17 protein-coding genes and 1 tRNA gene are annotated in these 18,817 nt (G+C 58.5%); 12 read left to right on the top strand and 6 right to left on the bottom strand.

Going from position 1 to position 18,817, the window contains the following annotated elements:
- Window positions 1-162: 162 nt before the first annotated feature.
- Both K2Q04_RS11660 and K2Q04_RS11655 read left to right on the top strand, forming a co-directional pair.
- Window positions 163-453: a hypothetical protein gene (locus K2Q04_RS11660; protein WP_291163638.1), complete on the top strand. Its 291-nt coding sequence runs from the start codon at window positions 163-165 to the stop codon at window positions 451-453.
- Window positions 454-693: 240 nt separating this feature from the next.
- On the top strand, window positions 694-999 hold the full coding sequence (locus tag K2Q04_RS11655) for an ETC complex I subunit (RefSeq protein ID WP_291163635.1): 306 nt from the start codon (window positions 694-696) through the stop codon (window positions 997-999).
- Between the two features lie 155 nt (window positions 1,000-1,154).
- Here the strand turns inward: K2Q04_RS11655 and K2Q04_RS11650 are convergent, their stop codons facing one another.
- A complete protein-coding gene (locus tag K2Q04_RS11650) occupies window positions 1,155-2,846 on the bottom strand; it encodes an OFA family MFS transporter (protein WP_291163632.1) in 1,692 nt (563 codons plus the stop codon).
- 261 nt (window positions 2,847-3,107) lie between these two features.
- Here K2Q04_RS11650 and K2Q04_RS11645 point away from each other — a divergent pair.
- A tRNA-Gly gene (locus tag K2Q04_RS11645) sits at window positions 3,108-3,181 on the top strand.
- 133 nt (window positions 3,182-3,314) lie between these two features.
- Window positions 3,315-3,632, top strand: coding sequence for a hypothetical protein (locus K2Q04_RS11640; protein WP_291163629.1), 318 nt, complete (start codon window positions 3,315-3,317; stop codon window positions 3,630-3,632).
- Window positions 3,633-3,701: 69 nt separating this feature from the next.
- On the opposite strand, the gene K2Q04_RS11635 is transcribed toward K2Q04_RS11640, so the two are convergent.
- Window positions 3,702-3,983, bottom strand: a complete 282-nt coding sequence (locus K2Q04_RS11635; RefSeq protein WP_092869337.1) for a hypothetical protein — start codon at window positions 3,981-3,983, stop codon at window positions 3,702-3,704.
- 400 nt (window positions 3,984-4,383) lie between these two features.
- Here K2Q04_RS11635 and K2Q04_RS11630 point away from each other — a divergent pair, with 400 nt between their 5' ends.
- Together K2Q04_RS11630 and K2Q04_RS11625 are read left to right on the top strand one after the other, a co-directional pair.
- Window positions 4,384-5,289, top strand: a complete 906-nt coding sequence (locus tag K2Q04_RS11630; RefSeq protein ID WP_291163624.1) for an MBL fold metallo-hydrolase — start codon at window positions 4,384-4,386, stop codon at window positions 5,287-5,289.
- A gap of 166 nt (window positions 5,290-5,455) precedes the next feature.
- Complete coding sequence (locus K2Q04_RS11625) at window positions 5,456-5,902, top strand: DUF1810 domain-containing protein (protein ID WP_291163622.1); 447 nt, start codon at window positions 5,456-5,458, stop codon at window positions 5,900-5,902.
- A gap of 23 nt (window positions 5,903-5,925) precedes the next feature.
- Here K2Q04_RS11625 and K2Q04_RS11620 read toward each other — a convergent pair whose 3' ends face one another.
- Entirely contained in the window at window positions 5,926-6,867 is a 942-nt protein-coding gene (locus tag K2Q04_RS11620; protein WP_291163619.1) for a hypothetical protein, read from the bottom strand.
- A gap of 1,910 nt (window positions 6,868-8,777) precedes the next feature.
- Between K2Q04_RS11620 and K2Q04_RS11615 the strand changes: the two genes are divergently transcribed.
- Together K2Q04_RS11615 and K2Q04_RS11610 are read left to right on the top strand one after the other, a co-directional pair.
- On the top strand, window positions 8,778-9,029 hold the full coding sequence (locus K2Q04_RS11615; protein WP_291163616.1) for a hypothetical protein: 252 nt from the start codon (window positions 8,778-8,780) through the stop codon (window positions 9,027-9,029).
- Window positions 9,030-9,295: 266 nt separating this feature from the next.
- Window positions 9,296-10,177 (top strand): outer membrane beta-barrel protein, encoded by an 882-nt coding sequence (locus tag K2Q04_RS11610; RefSeq protein WP_291163613.1) that lies wholly within the window; start codon window positions 9,296-9,298, stop codon window positions 10,175-10,177.
- 213 nt (window positions 10,178-10,390) lie between these two features.
- Here the strand turns inward: K2Q04_RS11610 and K2Q04_RS11605 are convergent, their stop codons facing one another.
- The 3 genes from K2Q04_RS11605 to K2Q04_RS11595 all read right to left on the bottom strand — a co-directional run bounded on the left by K2Q04_RS11605 (window position 10,391) and on the right by K2Q04_RS11595 (window position 11,868).
- Window positions 10,391-10,936 carry a cytochrome c gene (locus K2Q04_RS11605; RefSeq protein WP_291163610.1) on the bottom strand — a complete coding sequence of 182 codons (546 nt, stop codon included), beginning with the start codon at window positions 10,934-10,936 and terminating at the stop codon, window positions 10,391-10,393.
- A 129-nt stretch (window positions 10,937-11,065) separates the two neighbouring features.
- The gene (locus K2Q04_RS11600) at window positions 11,066-11,323 is read right to left on the bottom strand and encodes a hypothetical protein (RefSeq protein ID WP_291163607.1); all 258 of its coding nucleotides are present in this window, start codon (window positions 11,321-11,323) and stop codon (window positions 11,066-11,068) included.
- Window positions 11,324-11,625: 302 nt separating this feature from the next.
- A complete protein-coding gene (locus tag K2Q04_RS11595) occupies window positions 11,626-11,868 on the bottom strand; it encodes a hypothetical protein (RefSeq protein ID WP_291163604.1) in 243 nt (80 codons plus the stop codon).
- A 711-nt stretch (window positions 11,869-12,579) separates the two neighbouring features.
- On the opposite strand from K2Q04_RS11595, the gene K2Q04_RS11590 reads away from it, so the two are divergent.
- From K2Q04_RS11590 to mgtA, 4 genes are all read left to right on the top strand, one after another.
- Window positions 12,580-14,454, top strand: a complete 1,875-nt coding sequence (locus K2Q04_RS11590; RefSeq protein ID WP_291163601.1) for a PAS domain S-box protein — start codon at window positions 12,580-12,582, stop codon at window positions 14,452-14,454.
- Between the two features lie 9 nt (window positions 14,455-14,463).
- On the top strand, window positions 14,464-14,898 hold the full coding sequence (locus tag K2Q04_RS11585) for a hypothetical protein (protein WP_291163598.1): 435 nt from the start codon (window positions 14,464-14,466) through the stop codon (window positions 14,896-14,898).
- A 33-nt stretch (window positions 14,899-14,931) separates the two neighbouring features.
- On the top strand, window positions 14,932-16,143 hold the full coding sequence (chrA, locus tag K2Q04_RS11580) for a chromate efflux transporter (protein ID WP_291163596.1): 1,212 nt from the start codon (window positions 14,932-14,934) through the stop codon (window positions 16,141-16,143).
- Between the two features lie 85 nt (window positions 16,144-16,228).
- Window positions 16,229-18,793: a magnesium-translocating P-type ATPase gene (gene mgtA / locus K2Q04_RS11575; protein ID WP_291163592.1), complete on the top strand. Its 2,565-nt coding sequence runs from the start codon at window positions 16,229-16,231 to the stop codon at window positions 18,791-18,793.
- Window positions 18,794-18,817 lie beyond the last annotated feature (24 nt).

The raw sequence follows: 18,817 nt of genomic DNA, 5'->3' as shown, positions 1-18,817 counted from the left end.
TCTTGTCGGCGTTTTCGAGAGCTTCCGTCAACGAACGGCGGCTAGAAGGATCGTTCGATCCTGACAGAACGTCGACCGGATCGCTTTGGGCGTCCAAAGGGATGCTCGTTTTTGATGTCGCGGAATCCCCCAGAAGATAATTGATTTTCGGAGTCACATTTCATGACGATCATCAGCAAGCATTCGGTGTTGGCGATGTTAGTCGCCGTGGCGCTACTTGGCGTCTCACCGGCGTACGCGCAGTCCATTGAGCAGCAGGAGAAGAACCAGATAAATAATTCGGCGGCTCCTGATGTGTTGCCGGATTCATCGCAGACAGGGCCCAGTCAGTCGATTACCCAACAGGAAAAGAACCAGCTGAACAATTCGGCGGCTCCTGATGTTCTGCCGGATTCATCGCAGACCGGGCCTAGTCAGTCGATCACCACCGAGGAAAAGAACCAGTTGAAATAAGCGGGCGCCAAGCCCCCGAGCCGCATCGGCATTTACCGCTCCTGGGGGCCTGGAGCGGCAGGGTGTCGTCGTCCGAAATTGGGGTCGAAAAGCTCAATTCAAGATGCTAAATGGCTCACCTGACGTTTGCCAGGCCTTGACCATCCAGGGTGGGTTCGGCGGGCAAGCGGCGGTCTGGGCGTTTCTTACGTGTTCGTTCGAGGTTGCCCGGTCAGTCGTCGATTTCTAAGCGGAGCCACCATGACGGCACGGATCTTCAAACCCGCCAAGACTGCCATGCAGTCCGGGGAAGCGCGCACGAAAGATTGGGTGCTCGAGTTCGGACCGGCGAGCCCTCGTGATATCGATCCGCTGATGGGTTGGACGAGTTCTCGCGATATGCAATCGCAGGTACGGCTGGAGTTCGATACCAAGGAAGAGGCGGTTGCGTATGCGACGCGCGCCGGTCTTGCCTATACGTTGACGGAGCCGAAGCCGCGCAAGCCGATCCGCAAGGCGTACGCCGATAACTTCCGCTACGGCCGGACGACCAACTGGACGCATTAAGTTGGCCCCGGCGACGTATCGTCGTTTGGCGCCGGCGACTCCGCTGCGCGGAGCCGGCCGCCGGCGCGGCCTTGTGGCGGGGTTCTTGAACCAATCAAATTTGATGGCGCATGCAACCCGCCTTAGGAGGCGGGCCGCATGCGCCAGCAGACCTTCTAGCCAAACAGCGCAACAGTTTTCTGCACCGTGGTCCAGATGCCCCAGCAGAGCGGGATCAGGACGAGGAGCCAGAACGGCACGGCCTTCGCATCGAGGCCGCCCTTGCCGATGCCGAACGAGCCTGAGGTTTTGGTGCCGCCCTTCTCATGCAGTTTGGCGCGTTCTTCGGCGATTTCGGCGTCCGGCATGTTCCATTTCGGATTAACGGGACGCACGAGCAGGTTGGCGAGGAAGCCGACGACCAACAGACCCGCCAGCACGTAAAATATGGGTCCGTAGATCTGATCGGCAGGAATGCCTTCAGCTTGCCGGGTGTCGTGCAAGTAGTTCACGATCACCGGACCGACGATGCCGGCTGTCGACCACGCGGTGAGGAGACGGCCGTGGATGGCGCCGACGAACTGAGTGCCGAACATGTCGGCGAGGTAGGCAGGTATCGTCGCAAAGCCGCCGCCGTACATCGATGCAATGATGCAGAAGCAGGCGACGAAGAGCGCCAGCGACTTCCATTCGGCCGCTTGCGTCGCGAGCGCGTAGAGGCTCGCTCCGAGCACGAAGAAGATGAAGTAGGTTTGCTTTCGGCCGAGCGCGTCTGAGGACGAGGCCCACGCAATCCGGCCGAAGATGTTGAAGAGCGAGATGAGGCCGACGAACCCGGCCGCGACGCCCGCGGCTTGAGCTGCGAGAGCGGCGTCCTTTTTGACATCGGCGAATGAAAGTTCGGGGTGACCGATCAAGGCGCCGCCGAACGTCTCCTGCAACATTGGCGAAGCGGCTCCGATGATGCCGATACCAGCCGAAACGTTGAGGCAGAGCACCAGCCACAAGAGCCAGAACTGGGGCGTCTTGTGCGCGTTGGCGAGATGCACCTGGTTCGACGTGATCATTGCGTTCGTCGACGCCGGCGGTGTCCAGCCCTCGGGCTTCCATCCGGCTGGCGGCAGGCGATAGGCAAACGCACCGATCAGCATGAATACGGCGTAGATCGCCGCCATGACGAGGAAGGTCTGCCAGACGCCGGGATCAGCTTCCGTCTTGAAGTGGCTCATGAGGAGCGTGGCGAGCGGCGAACCGATCATCGCGCCGCCGCCGAAACCCATGATGGCCAAGCCGGTCGCCATGCCGCGACGGTCGGGGAACCACTTGATCAGAGTCGATACCGGCGAGATGTAGCCTAGTCCGAGACCAACACCTCCGATGACGCCGGCGCCCAGCCACATGAGCCAAAGGTGATGCTGGTGGACGCCGAGGGCGGAAATGACGAGGCCGCCGCACCAGCAGATTGCGGCGACCACGCCGGCTTTGCGCGGGCCCGCACGTTCAAGCCAACCGCCCCAAATCGCGGCGGAGACGCCGAGCAGGACGAAGAAGAATGTGAACATCCAGCCGAGATCGAACTGGCTCCAATTGCAGTCGGTCGCGGACAGGGCTTTGAGCGTGCCTGCGGCCTTTTCGCTGAAGGTTACTGCACCCGCGGAGCATTCAGGCAGAGGTTTGCCGTCGGCGCCGAGGAGAGCGGCTTGCAGCGGTTTCCAAAAAACGGAGAAGCCGTATGCCATGCCGATGCAGAGATGGATGGCGAGAGCCGCCGGCGGGACGAGCCAGCGATTGAAGCCAGCCTTCGCGACGATACGTTCTCGATCAAGCAAACCGGGAGCGGACGTGTCCGCCGGGCTCGTTGCACTCATTGTTCTTCCCCCAAAATTAAGTTGCAGTTCGTCGCTGCTTTTTTTTTTTTTGCCTTTTCTGCATCGGGGGCGCGACACAATCAACACGCGCCGGGTGCTATTGTGCAGGCAGGATGCTGAATCTTGTCCGTTATGACGGCGTTTTGGCGTGGTGCTGATGGAAACGCGTGGTTGGGTAAGGTGTGGTCAACGGCGCGATGGCAGTCAAAGGCCGTTGCGGATCGAAAAAAATTCGCTACAAAACGCGGAATTCGCCGCGGCGCGGGTGTAGCTCAATGGTAGAGCAGCAGCCTTCCAAGCTGAATACGTGGGTTCGATTCCCATCACCCGCTCCAACTTCTCCATAATTCTTCCATAAAATCAAAGGCCTATAGGGAGCTCGGCTGTTTCGCGGGGCGTCGCGCAAGTGACTACCAAGCTGTTGAAACGCAGGGTACAAGACTTAGGGTACGTCTTTCAGAGGGTGACATGGCCAAGTGGCGTCGTCGCATTCAATCCGTCGGTTCGGCCGAGCGGCGTCCCGTTGCTCTCGACATTTCCCGCTTCATGAAGCTCTGCGCGATGCTCGCCTCTCCGAATGAAGGCGAGCGGGCGTCGGCGGCGTTGAAGGCTTCGGAAATGTTGCAGGCTGCCGACCTGACCTGGGAAGACGTCATCAAGGATTCGAAAGCGCTCGCAGAACATTTGTCGCTGACGAAGAGCGACAACGAGGAAGCGCGCGCTCACCGGTTCTGGAAGACGAAAGGTTCGCCCGAACACGCACGCGCGCAATCCGACGCGACGTGATCGCGCCGGCGTCCGGTCAATTTCATAATTCCTTCGTTGCCGCACGGCGCCGATGGGCGCCGCGGTTTTTTATCTCTCGACTTCGAATCCACGAATGGCCCAGGCCGCGGCCAAGCCGAATAGCCAAAGCGCAATCGGTGGAGCGAAGAGCAATATCGGGACCTCGATGAAATCGCCTCTCGTGCTCAGGCTGCCTTGGACGCCTTCGAGTATAAGGTAGATCGTCCATCCCATGATCCAGCCTGCCGAGATCAGCATCCAGACTCGAAACAGGCCGCGTCTCCAGTTGACGGACACAGATTCGGCCTTGAAATCCGACGCGACCCGGCGAGGAATTCCAAAGTTCGGCATACCACCCTCCTGGTTTCGAAAGGACGAGCCAGCGGCTTGTTCTTTCGAAGCAATCCGGCCCATTTCAGGCGCCTGATGTTGTCGTCATGTGCGAGAGAACCCGGCCGCCCATCCGAGGCTAGCATGGCAGAGAAATGGGCGCACGCTCCTTCGGGAGCGGGGAGGTATGTGGCGGCAGGGGGTGCCCATGCCGCCACTCTTGGCCGCTACCCTTGTAATCAAGCCGGGCAATGAAGTCGTGCTTTTCTCGACGGCGTGTGTGAGCGTGCGGTGATCCTGAGGGATTTCGATCCGATCGTGGCGATCGGAGAGCTCAGGTCGTTCTTGAACACGCATTTGAAGCGGAAGAAGTGGGCGGGCCGTGCATCGGTGTTCGCTGTTGCATGATGGAGAGGGCCCGATGGGGACAGAGCTAGAGACGCTGAGGGCGCTGCAACTCGGGAAGAATCTGGTCGGCTTCTATGATGGCCGCGTGCCGGGCAAGCGGTATCATTCCTCGGAGCCGAATTGGCTTGATGACGGCGGTTATGCGCTGGGTATTTGCAGCTATGCGGTTGTCGATGGTGCGTCGGCGGTTGTCTACGACACGCATTTGTCGCTCGCGCATGCTGGGGCCATCAGGCGGGAGCTCGAAGCGCGCGGTGTTCGTGATATCCGCGTTGTGTTGAGCCATTGGCATCTGGATCACGTTGCGGGCAACGCGGTTTTTGATGACTGTGAAATCATCGCGTGTGAGGAAACCGCGCGGTTGCTGTCGGATAAGAAGAAAGCAATCGAGGCCGGAACGCTCGATGGGTTGCCGGGAATTTCGCCGCTTGTTCTGCCGACGACGACGTTCTCCGGCGGACTTGAGTTGAGCTGCGGCGATGTTGGGATCGAGTTGCGGCCGCTCGATATTCACAGTCGTGACGGCGTCGCGATGCACCTGCCGGGAGACGGAACATTGCTCGCCGGCGATACGCTCGAAGATACGGTCACATATGTCGACGAGCCTGACCGTCTGGTGCAGCATCTTGACGGGCTAGGACAGCTTGCGACTTGGGATTTTTCGCGCATTCTTCCGAACCACGGCGCGCCTGAGCGCATAGCGGGGCCGGGCTATGATGCCGGTTTGATCGACGCGACGCGTATTTACGTCGAACGTCTGATCGGGGTCGCGGAAGACGACCATCTTGCGGCACAACCTCTCAAAGCTTTTCTCGCCGAGCCGCTGGCAGGCGGTGCAATCAGCTATTTCGAGCCTTATGAGGCCGTTCATAAAATGAACATTGCGAAGGTTCGGGCGTTAAAGCGGGGAAGCGGCTGACGCCGTTAGCAATGTTTGCCGTCTGCTTATATTTCGCGTGGGGATGATCGCCGTGTACGGAGTAAAAAGTGCGAGCTTTTGCGGATTCGCAGTAGCATTGTCATTGTAGAGCCTATTGAAGAAATTCTCGGCCGGTCGTGCGCCATGCCGTAGTTGAGGATCGCAAATGGAGAATCGCGCCGATCCCTTCGACCTCGAACGGTTTGTCAATGCTCAGGCGGATAGCTTCGCGCGTGCGGCGAGGGAACTCGCAGCTGGCAAAAAGCAGTCGCACTGGATGTGGTACGTTTTTCCGCAGCTGCGCGGGCTCGGCTCAAGCGCTATGTCGGAGAAATTCGGCATCGGGAGCTATGAGGAGGCTCTGGCCTATGTAGGTCATCCGATCCTCGGCCCCCGCCTTGCTCAGGTGACGGCCCTCATGCTCGATCACAGAGACAAATCCCTCATCGATATTCTGGGCACGCCCGACAATCTGAAATTCCACTCGTCGATGACGCTGTTCGCGTCGGTGACGGGGCACGAAAGCATCTACGCGCGTGCGCTCTATACGTTTTGCAACGGCCCCGACCGAAAGACGCTCGCGCTTCTGGGTAAAATCAGCAAAGACGCATGACGATGAGCAGCCTGAGTGGCGCGTTATAGCTCAGTCTCTTGGGCCGGATTATTTCCAACCTCGACAAAATCTCCCGTACCGTCTGCGACAAAGACCTTGAGATCGGGTCGCTCTCTTGCGATGCGAAGAGCGAGCGGCCGCGCCTCGGCCTGGTGGGCTCGATGCTGCTCGTTCGACCATAGGCTGTTGGCTGGATCATCGCCGTCCAATGACGAAGTGAAGGCAACCGCCCACGCGTTGAGGTCGGCCGACAACTCTGGCGAGAGTCCGAGCCGTTCCGGGGGAAAATCTCCGTAAAGGTGCTCGTCCATCGCCCAGAGCGGATACGTGTGGTAGTCGGCCATCACCTTGATCGACCGGGATTGCGAAGGATCGCTCTCGAGGGTCGAGGGATTGTCATCGTCAGACGACGCGGCATCGTCGGACCACGCGAGCGGGGACTCGCTCGTCGATGCGCGCATGCTGCCGGGGCCGACGACCATCCAGAGAACATAGCCGAAATGGGCGGTGACGGCCGTGCAGGCAGCAGCGAGGAGCGGGCCTGGCACCTCTTGCCAGCTCATCAGCGCGTCCCGGCTTGCCGCCCAAACGACAAACGCGGTGGCGGCCAAATAGAGCACGAAGGCGTTGCGCGTCTGTGCGCGACCGGTGGCGTCAGGCGGCTCTTCGAGGTCGAAGATGCGCGGGGCGAGGTAATACAAATAGAATGCCTGGCCAATCGCGGAGAGCAGGAACAGCCACATTGCCACGTCAGCGCGGATGACGAGGGCAACGCCACCGGCGAGAATGAGACTTGCAGCCGCGAGGAGCCAGTAGCTCTGCGCCATTTCGGCGGCTTTCGGCTTCTGTCCAGAGATGCCGGCGATGGCCTGGTCCATGAAGAGGGACGTCAGAGCTGCTCGCGTCGCCACCCATCCCGCGAACGCATAGAATGCGCCGACCAATCCCAAGGCTATTTCAGTCACGCTCGTTTGATCCTCACGTTGAAGTTTGGAGATCCGAGACGGTAGCGATCCACCACTCGACCCCCGTTCCCCTCACTGGCGCACGCTAGGGCGCTCCAGTGATCAATAGCGAAGCAGGCTTTTAGATTATCTTTATTATCGCCTGTGTTGAATCTGTGAAGAGTGGCAAACGCCGGAGGCCGCAATGCGCCGGACACACCAGCCAGGATAGGGCGAATTCGAGACGATCGAGATTGATCAACTGCGCGGTCGAATTCCGACCGGCGGCGGCGAGGGGCCTGCGGTGGAATTTGTGTGTGTCGTGTCAAAGGTGGATCAATCCGTCATGCCGCGGATCATCGAGAGGTGGCGTCAATTCCGGCCATCTTGGGGCGGCGTGAGCGGGACGGGATTAGCGGTGAAATATTTAGACTAGGGGAATCGACCAATGCGAGAGGTTGTTTCGCTGAAGCTTTCAGGTAAGCCAAAAGGGGGATATCTAAAAAGATACCCCCTGTCTGAAATATAGACACGTGCTGAAATATCAATACAGTATGCTGATTATTGTCCTCCCTTGCGCCATCAAATTCAACTGACCAACTCTCAAGTTCTGTGGATAACTTGCTGAGCTGAATCCTGATGCTGCAAGGACGCACCACCGATTCGCAATTGAAAAACTCCCACCAAGCAGCGAGGCGCACTCGATAGTGCGACGCTCGCCGAGCCTGGTCGCACCCGATCGCGATCAGAGGCTCTGAGATGGAAGCCGGCCGCTATCGGGAGTTCGTAGCTTGATGTCTAGTTTGTGCAGGGCGAAGCGTAGACCAACGGCACATTCAGAGACCGCACGGCTTCACAGAAATTGACGGTGGCTGTGTCGCGAGCGAATTGAATCACAACGGTGTCGATTTTCTTCCGTCGTAGCAGCGTCAATGCAGCGGCATAGGTGTTGAAAACGTGGGCTCTGGCTCCGTTATCGAGAAGCGCGTTCCTGATGTGCGGAACGCAGGCAGGCGTAGACACGATGATTACGGAGGCGGTTGGGAAGGACATTGATTGGGCTACCTTTAAACAATTAAACACTAAATATTCGTGCCCCGGACTATCCCCCTTACGCCAACCAGCAAACGATATTTTCTTGAAGCATTTGCGACAAGCGGCGTCGTGGTGATGATGCGTCGCACGCGGAGGAAATTCTTATCCCTGGGATGGCGGAGCGGAGTGAACATCCAAGCGCCGGATAACAGCACGCTACCCCCACGGCTTGAAACAATCGCGCGGCCTATGGCGGGAGTGGTCGGGTTTCAACATGCGGCTAAGATTTTCGGAGATGGCATCTCGAGCCTAGCGTTTTGAACAGCCGGATGCGAGATCTGCTATAGCCGCTGAAGCATTTGAGCGCCGGGGAGCGATGGATTGAAAATTCTGATTTTGAGCATTGTGATCCTGTTGGCGCTAGGCGCGGCTCTTGCGGTGAGAGCCGCGCGTCTCAGGAAACGCAGTTTCGATGAGCGGAGCGACGTTACAAAACTCGTTTCGTCGGCCGGCCGGCGACGCAGTGCGCAAAAAGCCAATGCTCGATTTATGCGAGAGCGCTAGCCGATAATGTCGGGCATAATGCGGGATAAGCAATGCAGATGGTTATTCGACTGATCTTCCAGCTAACACTGTTCGTTGCTCTCAACGGCTGCGCTGCATCACCTGATCCCGGATGCGCTAAACACCACTGCGACCCTTCGATTGATGAGCAATTCAAGCGTAACGCGAGTTGGGATGCGAGAACACCCGACGAGTACGCCAAGCTTCCTGCAAAGAACTGAGGGTGCGCGGTTGCTGGCGGGGACCGGCGCTTGTCCGCTCCATTCTCCCGGCGTGGACTTAATCGTCGCTTCCGAGCCTCCTCAAATCACAAATCGTTATGTCGCTTTTGAATGAGTCTCGACACATCCGCCGAGGCTCTTAATCTGAAGACCAGTGATAGGATCGGCAAAGCAATGCTCGCTTCCATGGCCCGCTGGGCTCTCATTTTAGGGATCGTGGGGTTCTTGGGCGGCTTCGTCGGTCCGATCGTTTTCACCCCCGAAGCCAACCAAGGGCCGCTGCTGGGTATATTCATCACGGGGCCGCTTGGAGTTGTGCTTGGCGCGGTGGTCGGCTTGGTGATTGCAGTTCGAGATCGATAGCGATGTGCAATCTCTGAAGAGCGGCGACAACCCGGACATACCGTCGTCTAGGGTTGGATCGTTTGATCCTGCGCCGCGCGATCTTGCGGGCGGTTCAGTTTGACGGACTAGACGACTGTTCCACGCGCTATGCCGCAACGCATGATGTTGCATGAGCAGCACGCTGATTAATAAAGTTGTGCTCACATCGATTTGTGAACAGCGCGATCGCCGGTCCTGTGTCAGATAGTGCGAAGTTGTTTTGTTGCGTCTGAGTGGGGGCATGTATGTTGTGCGGTCGCCTTTTGGCGCATGGATCATGCGCGCTTTTTCTCCTTGCTTCAGCATCGGCTGCATCGGCGGGAGACGTTGACGGAATCATTGCGGACGATGGGAAATGGAGCGGGGCCTACGTCGGCTTGAATGCGGGCTATGGGTGGTCCGATCTGCGCTCCACCAACGACTTTGGCTCGGCTCCCGCCAATTTTTTTGCGTTTGACGTTATCGGCTTAGCGCAGCATCAGAACGATCGCCTCGATGGCTACGTTGTTGGCGGGCAGGTTGGCTTCCAACGCCAATTCGGTCGGTGGGTCCTCGGCGTTGAAGGAACCCTCGATGCCACTGGGATGGACGATAGTGCGAAGACCGATTGGCAATTCGACAATATAGGTTGCTTCGGATTTTTCTGTATTGGCGCAGCGGGTGCCGGCGCACAGACACTCGATGCAAAAATCGATCAGCTCTACATGGTGAGCGGCAAAATAGGCTACGCGTTTGACGATTGGCTGGCTTACGTCCGCGGAGGCTATGCGGGTGCTAATGTGACAGCACAAAGCAGCATCGGCGGCGACGTTATCGGCTGCTTCGGCGGCTGCATTATGGTTCCAGTCAGTACGTCGTCGAAAGACCAGAAGCGCATGAACGGCTGGAGCGTCGGAGGCGGCTTGGAGCGGATGGTCCTGCCGAATCTCACCATCGGCGTCGAATACAACTATATCAGCCTCGGAGCAGAGACATTTGCCTTCAACGGTGATCTGAATATCGACGGGGTGTCGCTGCCAAACAGCTATAAGGCTCGAATTGATCCGGACAGCATCCAGACCGTTACCTTCCGGATGAACTTCCTCTTGAACTCTCCGGAGCATGTGGCGGCAGCGCCACTGAAGTAAGTGTTGGGACTTGGTTTTTCCTGGAACGTCTTAAACTGAATTGCCGCTCCGAGCAGGGATACAGTGCGTGACGTTCCAGATAACCCGCTATTAAAGTACACGGAAACTGTCGCGAATGGCGGCCATTCGTCTTTTGTTGGTACCGCCTTCTCTTTGCTAGTCTCGCCTTCTCTCGATACATAAAGTCTCGAGGCAAAGCTCATTCAAGTCCGCTTAGTCGCCATGGTGATGCTCGTGACTGGTGCTTTGTGAAGCTGCCAGCTCTTGCTTCATCTCTTGGTATTTTTGTGCCGGGATCGCGGGAAGTTCCTTCAAGAACGCAACGATGTTCCAGATGGCCTGATCGTTATGGGTTGCACCAAACGACGGCATGCCAGTCATCGCGATTCCGTTTTTGACGATCCAGAAGAGTTCTCGCGGATCTTTCCCTTTTGACAGGCGGCTGAGATCGGGCGGCTTTGGGTTCAGTCCTTTGCCAACTTCGCCGCGTTCGGCGCCGGGAGCCCCGTGGCACGTGACGCACATTTCATCGAAGTGCTCGAAACCCTCTTTTATCGAGCTTGAGTTTGGCGGCGGTGGCGAACCGACCTGATCGAGGCGAGCCGCAATGGACTGATCTCTTGCAGTCACTAGGACCCAGCGGAGAATTGAACTATGCGGAACGGATGCGGCCACATCGTAAGCGCCGCTATAAACATAGATCAGGCCGCCGACGGCCAGCACTGCCAGTGCAGCTATAAACCCAGTGATGAACTTCAACGCTTCCTCCTCCGCCGGGATGTCGGCCGAGCGCGAAGAGATATCTTGAGCCGAACGGCATCGTCGGAATGCGATTATGACGGAGACGTTTCTGCGATCAGACGGCCGCTCGTGTCGGGCGTATGATGTTCAGAGGCCCATCGCCTGGTGGGCTTGTTCCATATGCTTGACGCATCCTGCCATGTCCTTGGCCTTCATGGCGGCCTTAGACATGGCGAGATGGGATTTGGCTTCTTTTTTCTTCGCCGCGTCAGTCATCTTGCCGATCTGCGATGTCATCTGCTGCATGTGTGCGTTCGTACACCACTCCTTCGCTTTGTCCTGCGCAGACGCCGGGAGACAGCCGATTGCGATCATAAAAGCCGCTAAGACAGTCAATCTAAACATGGATTTTGATCCTTCTGTTCAGGATCTCCTCTCAACATCGCCACCATCTCGGGAGTTGCAGGCGCTTGCCGATTTAATTGCTCCGCCGCGCATGTGGACTTTTAATTTGTGTAGATTTGCGGACAGACGCGCGGGCTCAGCTCCGGTTCAACCGCCCCAGGCGGACGATGTCGAGAGGTCCGGATTTACTCTGGCCGCTGGGAGTGCCGAGCCGACATGGACAAGGAGCGGTGCCGGCTCACCGACGCGATGGCGCGCGTATGCAGTTTCGGCCATTCAGCCAACGGTGTGTGTGCCGATAGTCAGTGTTCGGCAAGGGCGCGAGATGCAGCGTAGCGACCGAGCTGCGGTTCATCATGCGGTCCAGACCGTTGCAACGCGAGCAACGCCGAAGTCATCGGCTCCAGGACCTCTGCAAGCTGTTCTGGCGTGAAGCCATGGTGTTCGACAAGTTCGTTGCAAGCCAGCTCATACGCATCAGCAAGCTTTGCGAGGTCATCGAGCGACAAGTTTTCAGATTGGGGAAATAGCAGAGATTTTGCCATTGCAATGCTCCAGCTTTTTGGGGGCGGGAGCAATTCTTGAAAGCACTCTCGGCCGGTGACGCCCATATGCTGGCCACCGATGAAAGTACCTTAGTGTAAATTCAATAGGGTGTCGAATCTGGGCCCGCATCACTTTTGCGTCGGCCGCCCATACGCCTATGAGAGCGCAGAGCCAATCAGTGTTGGCAGGCGTCGTAGCAGGCGATGACTGCGACGCCTTTGTCACGACACACGTTATCTTCTCATCTGTATGAAACGGTTTGGCTGACGGCCGGTCACTGCATTGTCCGATACACAGAGCCCTTGATCGCTGCTTGGCTGAAGCGCAGGGGAGCGGGAAGCCATCCGGTGTCAACTAGGCGGCACCATGTATCGCCCAGGTCCGACACGAGGATTGGGGGCGAGACCTGCCGCCGGTCCGAGTTAATGCGGAAACGTTAGGGGGCGGGGTTCCCGGCGTGGAAACTTTTAAGTGTGTGGCGCGTTGTTTGGGGTCAGTTCCGAGGATCTCCGGCCAAAACGACCGCTTTTCTCTCCAGCGAAGTTTTCGTTTTATCCTTTGCGTCCGCGGCGAGGAGGAAGATTTGATCAGCTCCGAGGCGTATCCGACGGGGGCCCGGGGAGAGTCAGCTCGTCCACAGCAAGGGCAGGAGTATGAGTGAATCGATCGCAAGTTGCGTCCGAGATGGATGGCCCACCGCTGGCGGCGAAATGGCCGAGCGTATTCGCTCATTAGACTGGTCTGGCACGCCACTCGGTCCAACTGACACTTGGTCCTCCAATCTCATCCACACGGTAGAGGTGATGCTCACTGCGGGGGTGCAGATCGTCCTTTTCTGGGGACCTCAGTATGTCGCCCTCTACAATGATGCCTACGCGCCCACGATTGGAAAAAAGCATCCGACAGCTCTCGGCCGTCCCGCAATCGAGAATTGGCGGGAGCTGTGGGATGATCTTGAGCCGTTGCTCAGCTCAGTGCGATCAACCGGTCAAACCGTGGTGGCTAAAGACAGACCCTTCTACATCGAGCGAAATGGTTACGGTGAGCAGGTCTTTTTCGACATCTCGTACTCAGCCGTCCCCGACGAGGCGGACAAGGTCGCGGGAGTGATGTGCATCGTCAATGAAACGACCGCACGCGTCTCTGCTGAACGTGCTCAACGCGAGGCGGAAGCTGCCGCTGCAAGGCTAGCTGCGATTGTCCAGTCGTCCGATGACGCCATCGTCAGCAAGGATCTGAACGGAATCATCACGAGCTGGAACGACGGTGCGCATCACCTTTTCGGTTACACCGCCGATGAAGTGATTGGTAAGCCAATCACGATGCTCATTCCGTCGGACCGACAGGACGAGGAGGTCAACATCCTTGCCATGATCCGGCGCGGCGAGCGCACCAGGCACTTCGAGACGAAGCGAAGACGCAAGGATGGTTCCGTCTTTGATATTTCTCTGACGATTTCACCTGTGAAGGACCGGGACGGCCGCATCATCGGTGCTTCGAAAATCGGCCGCGACATCACCGAGCGCAAGCGTGCACAAGAAACGCAGGCGTTGTTGATCGGTGAGCTGAATCATCGGGTCAAAAATACGCTCGCCAGTGTTCAGGCTATCGCCCAGCAAACCTTGCGACGCGCGCGCAGCTCAGACGAATTTGTCAGCAGCTTCTCCGGACGGATTCAATCGCTCGCTCGTGTTCACACGCTCCTGGGCGCCACATCCTGGCGCGGCGCCGAGCTTGGAGAACTCGTGCGCGATCAGCTGCGATACGGTGCGATCGATGAAGCGCGGGTAACTGCTTCGGGCCCTGAGGTTCAACTTGGCCCGCAGACCGCGTTGCACCTTGCGATGATGCTCCACGAGCTTGCCACGAATGCCATCAAATATGGAGCGCTGTCTGTCCAAGCGGGTCGTGTCTTTGTGGAATGGACAGTGGACGATACTACGCTTCGTCTCCGCTGGCGGGAAAGCGGAAGCGTACCTGTCCGTGTGAGCGGAAAGCGAGGATTCGGCTCCACGCTGATCGAGCAAAGCGCGAGAGGGGAGGGGGGCAGCGCGCGTATGCGGACTTCGGCAGAAGGGATCAGCTGGGAAATCGATATTCCATTGCCGCGTTTTGCAGGCCGTGCGACCGACACAAGTCCGGCGCCACAGCCGGCTGCGTCGCCCGCGATTCCTGCCCGCGAGTCATCCTTCGAGGGAAAAAGAATTCTGATCATCGAAGACGAGCCGCTCGTGGCTCTCGATCTGCAGGATACTCTTGAGTCGGCTGGCGCCGTCATCGTGGCCGTGATCGCATCTGCTGCCGATGCGCTTAATGTCGTCAAGAGCGAACGCCTCGATGCGGCTGTTCTCGACGGCAACCTCCACGGAAAGCCAGTTGATGAGATCGCAGCTGCTTTGACGAGGAGCAATGTACCTTTCGTCTTCATATCGGGCTACGGCAGAGAAAGCCTGCCTCGTGGGTTTGGTGACGTTCCCTTGCTGAACAAGCCCTTCAGCTCTTCCGGGCTTTTGGACGCGATCCGCCGCCTCTTGTCGCCGAGGGAAGACACCATCGCCATCCGGAAAATCGGTCCAGCGGCCTAAGCCGTTGCGTTGAGCTTCGAAGTCAGGAAGGCGGGAGGCCCCAATGAAAAGCTCGTTGAAGTGCTGCTGATGCAGCACCAGCGCGGCCGGGAGATTACGGGCTACCTCCTGCGCATCGGTGTGCGCGGGCAAATCGGCGGTGATGCGGCTCCCCTCGGGAACGCCCTTGATGCCATGTCCCGCATGTATGAGGCGCACGCTGCCTGGGAAGATACAGTTCTGTTCCCAGCGTGGAAAAAGCTGCAATCCAAGTCGCGCCTGAACGAACTCGCGGACAAGTTCGAGGACATCGAGCACCAGACCTTCGGCAAGGACGGTTTTGACGATGCCGTGACCCGGATCTCGCAGGTAGAGAAGCAACTCGGGCTCAACGATCTGGCCGTATATACGGCCCCCTCCGTCGCCGTGAGCTTGTCGCAGACCTTCACTATCGATATGCGATAGCGTCATCCGATGTTGAGCGGGAAGATGTCTGCAGTGAGCGATGACGAAAAAACCGGCGCGGCCGGTTCACTCTTTGAAGTCTTCCGCGTCTTCCTCAAGCTCGGCCTGACATCGTTCGGCGGACCCATCGCGCATCTGGGATATTTCCATAATGAACTGGTCCTGCGTCGGCGCTGGGTCGACGAGGAAACCTACGTCCAGCTGGTTGCCCTGTGCCAGTTTCTGCCGGGACCGGCGTCGAGCCAGGTTGGCTTTTCGCTCGGGCTGTTGCGCGGCAACGGTCTATTGGGGGGCTTGGCCGCATGGGCCGCCTTCACGTTACCCTCGGCCCTTATTCTCTTAGCATTCGCGCTTGGGGCCAATACCTTCACGGGGACGGTCGCGGAAGGTATTATTCACGGATTGAAACTCGTGGCGGTCGCCGTGGTGGCGCAGGCAGTTTGGGGCATGGCCCAGAGTCTGACGCCTGACCGCCCCCGTGCCGCCATCGCACTATGCGCGCTTTTTCTCGTCGTTCTTCTCAACAATTCCTTTGCGCAGATCGCCGCGATCGCGCTTGGCGCAGTCGGTGGTCTTTCGCTTTGCAGAGGCGACAGCAAGACGGTTCAAGGCGCGCTCCGTTTTCCAGTATCGCGCCGCAGTGGCGCGATCGGGCTTGCACTCTTCGCCGGCCTTCTCTTCGTGCCACCGGTCATCGCGGCTGCAACCGGTGAACCTACTGTCCGCTTCTTCGATGCGTTCTTCCGCTCCGGCGCTTTGGTGTTCGGCGGCGGCCACGTGGTCCTGCCGTTACTGCAGAACGCGCTCGTCGCGCCCGGGCTGGTGCATAATCAAGATTTTCTTGCCGGATATGGCCTCGCGCAGGCGGTGCCGGGACCGCTCTTCACCTTTGCGGCGTATCTCGGTGGGGTGGCTGTCCAATGGCCTAATGGAATTGTCGGAGCCTTCCTGGCGCTCGTCGCCATTTTCCTTCCCGGTCTCCTGCTGGTCTACGGAACGCTTCCCTATTGGGACGACCTTCGCTCCAAGCCCGGCGCGCAGGCCGCCATGAAAGGGGCCAATGCCGCCGTCGTCGGCATTCTTGCCGCCGCGCTCTACAATCCGGTGTGGACCAGCGCAGTGCTTTCGCCGCGCGATTTCGCGATAACCGCAGCGGGATTCCTGTTGTTAACGGTTTGGAAGCTACCAAGTTGGAGCGTCGTCGGTCTTCTTGCCGTTGCAGGTCTCATTGCGACGGTTCTTTAGAAGGTGATGTTTGCTACGGATCAATTGAGCCGCCACGCTAGTGGCTATTGTGCACGCGCAAAGAGCGCTGGATGGAGCAAGGGGCGTGAGGCACAAGCGATTACGTCAGGGCAATCAAGAGGACGATCGGCCGAGATTTTGGACATCTCTCAACGATGAAGTCTTCCTTGCGCTTGGAGCCCGACCTGAAGGGCTAACTTCAGTAGAAGCCGGAGCCCGGCTCGCGCGCTACGGCCCAAACATTGCGGTTGCCAGCGTACGGCGGAGCCTAGTCCTCAAGCTCATGAGGCGGCTCACTGAGCCACTGATCGCAATCCTCCTCATCGCAGGGGCGATTTCGGGGGCGCTAGGAGACTGGCAAAGCTTCGTCATCATCGTCGTCATCGTCTTATTTTCCGTTGCTCTGGACATGGTACAAGAGCAGAAGGCGGAATCCGCCGTCGATGCATTGAAACGCTCGGTTGCCGTCCGGGCCTCCGTCCGTCGCGACGGACAAACGGTTGAACTACCCGTCGCTGATATCGTCCCTGGCGACGTGGTCGAGCTTCATGCCGGCGATCTCGTGCCTGCCGATGGTATCATTATCGGAACCCGGGCAGCGCTCGCCAACGAGGCAATTCTGACAGGGGAACCTTATCCAGTCGAAAAGCGGCTTGGACCATGTGAGGGCCTTTCGCCCGCGGACGCCTTCAATGCGCTGTTTGGAGGAACCAGCCTCGTCGGTGGCGAAGCCGTGATGCTCGTGGTGGCGACGGGCGGAGCTACGCGCTTCGGCGCTATTGCGGCTTCGATCCAAGAAATGGCACCGCCGACGGCCTTCGAGCAGGGCGTTCATTCGCTCGGCATGCTGATCTTGCGTCTGACGGGCTTTCTTGTCCTCTTTGTGCTGCTGACCCAGCTGGTCAAGCACGGTCTCTCTCTCGAAAGCTTTTTGTTCGCGGTGGCGCTGGCCGTTGGTCTGACGCCCGAACTTCTTCCTATGGTTATCACTGTCACGCTCTCGCGCGGAGCGATGCGGATGGCCGATCGTAAGGTCGTCGTCAAGCGGCTGTCGGCTATTCACGATCTCGGCGCGATGGATATTCTCTGTACCGACAAGACCGGCACGCTGACTGAGGCGAAAATCGCGCACGCCGGCAGCTTTGGCATCAACGGTGCGGAAAGCAATCGTGTCACCGAGCTGGCACGGCTTAACAGTCACTTCGCGAGTGGAATGCGCAGCGCTTTGGACGATGCTCTCATGGCTGGCGCGTGCGCATCCGCCCAGGACTGGCGCCACGTCGACGATCTACCGTTCGACTTCAATCGGCGCCGATGCTCGGTATTGATCGTGCGCGGAAACGAACAGGAGATGATCACAAAGGGCGCCCCGGAATCTCTCCTCTCGCTCTGCACCCAGGCGGAGACTGCAGAAGGCGCCATCGTTCCGCTCGATGCCGCGTTGAGGGCGAAACTCATCGACCTCATGGAGGCCAAGGGCAGGGAGGGTGTCCGTCTGCTTGGCGTGGCGCGGCAGCCGATAGTGGCGGATCGCCATCATATTGAACTCACTGATGAGGCCGATCTTATATTCGTCGGATGCGCCACTTTCCTCGATCCGCCTAAGTTGTCGGCGACGAACACTGTTGCCCGTCTCGCAGAGGCGGGCGTACGCGTAAAGGTCGTCTCGGGCGATGCTGCACCGGTCGTCCAGCATCTCGTCGAAACGCTGAAGCTTCCGGCTCGCGGCATGATCGCGGGCGAGGAGATAACGAGCCTGAGCCAAGCTGCGCTGATTTCCAAGGTGAATGAAGTCGACTTATTCGTTCGGGTTTCGCCGGATCAGAAGAGCCGTATCGTTCAGGCCTTACGTTCCAGCGGCCATACGGTTGGTTTCCTCGGCGATGGAATAAATGATGCGCCCGCCATTCATGCAGCCGACGTCGGTCTGTCAGTCGAAGGCGGAACGGAAGTAGCGCGCGAAGCTGCCGATATCATCCTGCTTGCGCCCGACCTTGGCGTGCTTGCGGACGGGGTCGCCGAGGGCCGGCGCACATACGCCAACATCATGAAATACGTCCGGATGGGAACGAGTTCGAACTTTGGCAACATGCTGTCGATGGCATTCGCTTCGCTGTTCTTGCCATTCCTCCCGCTGACGTCAGTGCAGATTCTTCTCAACAATCTCATCTATGACTTTTCCGAAATTGGTATCCCCTTCGATTCCGCTGATGCAGAGGATCTCGCTCGGCCGAAGACCTGGGATATGAATGCTGTGCTCCGCTTCACTCTGATCATGGGCCTTCTATCATCCGTGTTCGATGCGGCGACTTTTGCGCTGTTGCGAATTGGCTTTAACGTGGACGTCAGCGAATTTCGGACGGCATGGTTTGTCGAGTCCATCGCGACGCAGATCCTTGTCATCTTCATCATCCGTACGGCGCACCCGTTTTGGGCGAGTCGACCTCATCCAGTCCTCGTCAGCACGTCGCTTGGGGCGCTGGCCGTTGCGCTCATCGTGGCGTTGACGCCGCTCGGGGGGATCGTCGGCTTCGTGCCCCTCCCGGCTTCAATTCTTGCCGCGGTTACCGGCGTGACCCTGCTCTATCTTGCGAGCGCCGAAGCGCTGAAGCACGTGGCCGTCACGCCGCCACGCCAGAAGAAAGCTTAAGGTTATCGGGGACCGAGCCAATAA

The sequence above is a fragment of the Hyphomicrobium sp. genome (assembly GCF_019753045.1).
In the GTDB taxonomy this organism is placed as follows: Bacteria; Pseudomonadota; Alphaproteobacteria; order Rhizobiales; family Hyphomicrobiaceae; genus Hyphomicrobium_B.
The sequence above is the reverse complement of the archived record's forward strand: the minus strand, read 5'-3'. Positions and strand labels throughout refer to the sequence as shown.